This window comes from Dietzia aerolata, from assembly GCF_014144865.1.
GTDB lineage: Bacteria > Actinomycetota > Actinomycetes > Mycobacteriales > Mycobacteriaceae > Dietzia > Dietzia aerolata.
Genome location: NZ_JAALDM010000092.1, coordinates 1 through 2,849, shown reverse-complemented (window position 1 = coordinate 2,849; position 2,849 = coordinate 1). Strand labels below are relative to the sequence as shown.

The window sequence follows — 2,849 nt, the reverse complement described above, 5'->3', positions numbered from 1 at the left end:
GGCCGACGCCGTAGCAACTCAGCGGATCAGCGGGTGAGGAACCTGTCCAAGCTGAACTTCCCTGCCCCGACGGCGGCGATGAGCAGCGCCCCCACGCCGAGCGCCACCACCAGCTCCCAGCCGTTCTGGGAGACGAACGGGCCATTGGTGGCGTGGACGAAGTAGAACGCCCCGGCCATATCGGCGCCGAGGAGGATGCCCGCGAGCGGGGTGAGGATCCCCGCGATGAGCGCGATCCCGGCGACCAGTTCGACCCCGGCCACGATCGCGGCGGTGACGTGCGGTTGCGGCACGCCTAAGGACGCGAACTGCTCCCCCACCCGGGTCAGGCCGAGCGTGAAGAACTTCTGCCACCCGTGCGCCACGAAGATCAGCCCGAGCCCGATCCGGGCCAGGAGGATCGCGGCGTCGGTGATGGTCTCCATCCCCCTCACGGGAGGACGCCCTCGCCGGCCTTGTTGATCTTGCGTGCGATGAGCTTCATCGCGAGCTTGTAGGCGGGCGGCGCGAACTTCTGGGCCGCAAACGCCAGGCGGATGTCGGGCGAGGTGTAGATGATGTAGCGGCCCTTGCGCACGCCTTCGATCATCGATCCGGCGGCCTCGTCCGGGGTGACCGCGTGCCGCTGAAACTGGGCCGCGGTCTTGGCCACCTCGGGGTTCGAGCGGTCCACTCCGGCAATCTCGATGCTGCCCACCAGCGGGGTGTCGACGGCGCCGGGGCAGACCAGGTGCACGCCGATGTCATAGGGCGCGAGGTCGAATCGCAGCACCTCGGCGATCCCGCGGATGCCGAACTTGGCGGCACTGTACGCGGCGTGCCAGGGCAGCCCGAGCAGACCAGCGGCCGAGGAGACCATGACCAGCGCGCCGGGCTTGCCCGCGGCCATCATCGGCGGGATGAACGCCTCGATCACGTGGATGGTGCCCATGAGGTTGACCTCGACCATGGACCGCCACACGCGGTGTTCGAGCAGATCGGGCCGTCCCCAGGCGGAGTTTCCGGCCACGTGGAAGATCGCGTCCGGCGCACCGTGCTCGGCCACGACCTGATCGCCGAAGGCCGAGACGGCCTCGTGGTCGGTGAGGTCGACGGTCTCGGATGTCAGCACGGTGGCACCCGCGTTCCGGCACTCCAGCGCCGCCGTCTCGAGCCCGGCCGCGTTGACGTCGGTCAGCACGAGACGGGCCCCCTCACCGGCCAGGCGCAGTGCCGCGGCGCGCCCGATACCGCTGGCAGCTCCCGTCACCACGCAGATGGTGCCCTGGTAGTCCTTGAATCGCCGCCTCGACATGTGCTCCCCTGTCCGGGCCCGGGTCGACTGAATCGGGCCACTGGGGTCCCACCGTAGCGGCCCGGCGCACACCGTGAGTGCAGGTGGCGCGGCGTGGATTCGGGACCCGGTCGCCTCGCGCCCGACCTGGGCTACCGGGCCGGGGCTAACCGAGCCGGGGCTAACCGGGCCGGGCTAACCGTGCCAGGCTTACCGAGCCGGGATCGGGGGCACGTACTCGCGCAGGACGCAGCGGCTGCCGGAGTAGATCGTGGCCATGCACTTGTTGCAGTGCACGCACAGCGACCGACGACGCTCATCCGCCTGGAGCTTGAGCGGCAGGTCGGGCTCGCGCAGCAGGCCACGGCCCATGGCGACGAAGTCGAAGCCTGCGCCCATGGCCTTGTCGATGGACGGGCGGTCGACGATGCCGCCGAGGAGCATCATCGGCAGGTCGATCGCGTCGCGGATCTGGCGCGCGTCGTCGAACATGTACGCGTCCGTGTACGGGTATTCCTTGAACATCTTCGGCCCGACGATCTTCATGCCCATCTTGATCACCGACGGCTGGGTGGCCGCGAAATCCTCGAGCGGGGCGCCGCCCTTGAACAGGTAGATGGGGTTGAGCAGCGAGCTGCCGACCGTCATGACCAGCGCGTCGGCGGAGCCGTCCTGCTCGATCCACTTGGCGACCTGCACGGCCTCGTCGATCCAGAAGCCGCCGGGGACGCCGTCGTCCATGTTGAGCTTCATCGTCACGGCGATCTTGTCGCCCATCTCGTCGCGGATCGCGCGGCCGATGCGGCGGGCGAATCGGGCGCGGTTCTCGAGCGAGCCACCGTAGGCGTCTTTACGCCTGTTGAGCTTGGGGCTGAGGAACTCGCTGACCAGGTAGTTGTGACCGAAGTGGACCTCAATGGCGTCGAAGCCGGCGTTGTGGGCACCCCTGGCCGCACGGACGTGGTCGCCGATGATCCGGTCGATGTCCGCCTCGGTGCACGCCTTGGTCAGCGACATCCCGGTGGGCGCCGGGATCCGCGACGGCCCCATGGCGGGGAGACCGTTGGAGGCGGAGTTGGCGACGGCGCCGGCGTGGCCGACCTGCGCCGAGATGGCCGCCCCCTCGGAGTGGACGGCGTCGGTGAGCTTGCGCAGCTGCCCGCCGTCGTCCATGCCCCAGTGGTACTGGTGCCGGTCGGTGCGGCCCTCGGGCGAGGTGGCGAGGTAGGCGACGGTGGTCATGCCAACTCCCCCGCGGGCGTACTCGGCGTGAAACTCGATGAGCTCGTCGGTCACGCGTCCGTTCGGGCAACGGCCCTCGAAGGTGGCGGCCTTGACGATGCGGTTGCGTAGCGTCACGCCGCCGATCTTGCCGGGGCTGAAGACGTCTGGTGCGGGGGTTCCTGGCGCGAGGGTCATGGCGGAACTATAACGGGTTTCAGTTCGGTTGGAGGGCGACTGTCTGCAGTTTTGTGGTTGATGTCGTTGTCGTCGTCGCCCCGTGGTTCTCCCGGCCACCCACCAACCTGCACGTCCCCAGGCTGGGTCCGTCCCTGGGCGGGACCTGCACGCGCAG

General features: G+C 69.1%; 3 protein-coding genes. All 3 read right to left on the bottom strand.

The window, feature by feature from the left end; all coding sequences use genetic code 11:
• Positions 1-26: 26 nt before the first annotated feature.
• Positions 27-425 carry a DoxX family protein gene (locus tag G6016_RS06445; protein ID WP_182631854.1) on the bottom strand — a complete coding sequence of 133 codons (399 nt, stop codon included), beginning with the start codon at positions 423-425 and terminating at the stop codon, positions 27-29.
• Positions 426-430: 5 nt separating this feature from the next.
• Positions 431-1,294 (bottom strand): SDR family oxidoreductase, encoded by an 864-nt coding sequence (locus G6016_RS06440; RefSeq protein ID WP_182631853.1) that lies wholly within the window; start codon positions 1,292-1,294, stop codon positions 431-433.
• 189 nt (positions 1,295-1,483) lie between these two features.
• Entirely contained in the window at positions 1,484-2,692 is a 1,209-nt protein-coding gene (locus G6016_RS06435) for an NADH:flavin oxidoreductase (RefSeq protein ID WP_182631852.1), read from the bottom strand.
• Positions 2,693-2,849: the final 157 nt, after the last annotated feature.